At 66.1% G+C, this 1,905-nt stretch carries 3 protein-coding genes and 1 tRNA gene; 1 reads left to right on the forward strand and 3 read right to left on the reverse strand.

All coding sequences use genetic code 11. The annotated features are described in order from the left end of the window. The coding region (locus tag PMI42_RS12425) for a MerR family transcriptional regulator (protein ID WP_008134346.1) at positions 1-455 on the forward strand (455 nt) is incomplete at its 5' end. A 97-nt stretch (positions 456-552) separates the two neighbouring features. On the opposite strand, the gene PMI42_RS12430 is transcribed toward PMI42_RS12425, so the two are convergent. From PMI42_RS12430 to PMI42_RS12440, 3 genes are all read right to left on the reverse strand, one after another. Beyond that, positions 553-630: transfer RNA gene (locus PMI42_RS12430), tRNA-Pro, on the reverse strand. 376 nt (positions 631-1,006) lie between these two features. Beyond that, complete coding sequence (locus PMI42_RS12435; protein WP_008134348.1) at positions 1,007-1,534, reverse strand: hypothetical protein; 528 nt, start codon at positions 1,532-1,534, stop codon at positions 1,007-1,009. Then, positions 1,531-1,905 (reverse strand): FAD-dependent monooxygenase (locus tag PMI42_RS12440; protein ID WP_008134349.1); only part of this gene is annotated, 375 nt, incomplete at its 5' end. The genes PMI42_RS12440 and PMI42_RS12435, both read right to left, overlap by 4 nt.

Below are 1,905 nucleotides of genomic sequence, written 5' to 3' on the forward strand. Positions count from 1 at the left end.
GCGGCCGCCGCTATTACCGCCCCGACGACGTCGATCTGCTCAAGGGCATCCGCCGTCTCCTCTATGGGGAGGGCTACACCATCCGCGGGGTGCAGCGGATCCTCAAGGAGCACGGCGTCAAATCGGTGCAGGGCCTCGCTGACGGTGCGGCCGCGGTCTCCTTCGGCGCCATCGAGGACGCCATCGGCGCGAGCCTGATGGAGCCGGACGACGAGGCACCCATCAAGGGCGTCACCGAGTCCGACGAGGACGACTACCAGGGGGATGAGGAGGAGGGCATCGACTTCCGCTTCACGGAGGTCGACGACGAGGAGATCCTCACCACCTTCCGCAAGGGAGGCACCCCAGCCGCACCCGCCGGCCCCAGCGCGCTGGACCGGGAGCGCCTCGGGCGGGCGCTCGCCGACCTCGTGGCCATCAGGGACATGCTGGATCAGGCGCAGAACGAGGGGTAGGGGCGGTCATCGCACATGGGTCATCGCACATGGGTCAGCGCCCGGAGCGGGCTCTATCCCGATCGTCCATCCACCCAATCGATGCTTTTCAGAAAAATGGTCGGAGCGAGAGGATTTGAACCTCCGACCCCTAGTCTCCCAGACTAGTGCGCTAACCGGGCTGCGCCACGCTCCGAACGTCGTTCCATTAGCTAGGATCGGCGCGATGCGCAAGGCGATGTCGCAGCATTTTGGCGCGCCCGCCCACGGTCCCCGGAACTGCCCGCGAAGGCAGCGAAAAGCGTGGCGAGTTGACTGCCGGGAGCACCGGCAACCCAAAATCCGGAAAACAACCCCATGCACAGTAGCGATGCCCTTGCCGGATAACGTTTTTCCGATGTTGATTGCTGTTTCTCCGAAATTGACTTGCCCCGTCGGGCAAAACAGGGATATGATGTCATCATGCCGCCCTGTGGGTCATGGAGCCGCGCGAGCGCCGGCGTCCCTGGCGGCATGCGTTCTGTCTCCTTGCGACAGCCGTCGCATCCGGCCACGACCGGCAGCGCTCTCCGTCACCCCAACTCCGACCCCAGCGCCTTCTCCAGCAGCTTCCGGCTCGGCTCGTAGCGGTTGACGAACTGGTCGATCAGCAGCGGCGTTAGCCCCGTGCGGCAGGCTTCGATGGTGTCGGTGATGTCGGCGAGCTTCATCTGGATCGCGGCGCGGTTGCCGGAGGCGCAGAGTTTTCGGACGTAGTCGAGATAGATCTCGCACTCCGCGGGGCCGACCTCCTGGAAGCGGCGATAATAATCCGCGTTCGGCGGCGGGGTCGTGATGTCGATGATCTCGCAGGCTTCCTGGCTGATGCCGAGGGCACTGAGCATCTCGCGGCCGCCGCCACGCTCCATCATCGCGTCGTGGAGAAGGGCGGATTCGATATGGGCGCGCGTCGCATCCGGCTTGCGGAAGATCAGGCGGAGCGCGACGCGCTCGAAATGCTGCGCCCAGGGGCGACCGAGATGATCCCTGATGCCGGCCTGCTGCTGGTCCACGGCGGCGATGATGTCCGTGTACCAGGATGCGCTTGGAACGAGCGTCATGCATTGGTCCCTTCGTGTCTTGCGTGTTTGCGATCCGAATCCTCGGACGAGAGCTCGACGAGCCGCTGCTCGCTGGGGCGATCGGTGCGGCTGAGGCTGCGCTGGCTGGCGACGTCCTCGACCCGGCGCTGCCATCCCTCGACCATCGGGCGCATCGCGACTTCCCAGTCGCCAAGCGCGGCATCGATGTCGTCAGCGTGGGCAACGGCCTGCGCGAGCGCGACCGCGTTGACGATGCTGACGCCGGCACCTTGGCCCAGGCTCGAGGGCATCGCATGGGCGGCATCGCCGACGATCGCCGCGCGTCCGCTCGACCAGGTCGACAGCGTCGTCGTTGCGTAGCGGTCGTGGCGGCCGGAATTGCCGACCCG

Source organism: Bradyrhizobium sp. YR681, assembly GCF_000282615.1.
Taxonomy (GTDB): domain Bacteria; phylum Pseudomonadota; class Alphaproteobacteria; order Rhizobiales; family Xanthobacteraceae; genus Bradyrhizobium.

Coding starts and splice junctions, on each gene's coding strand:
- PMI42_RS12435 (WP_008134348.1), bottom strand. CDS start 1,534: ATGACGCTCGTTCCAAGCGCATCCTGGTACACGGACATCATCGCCGCC.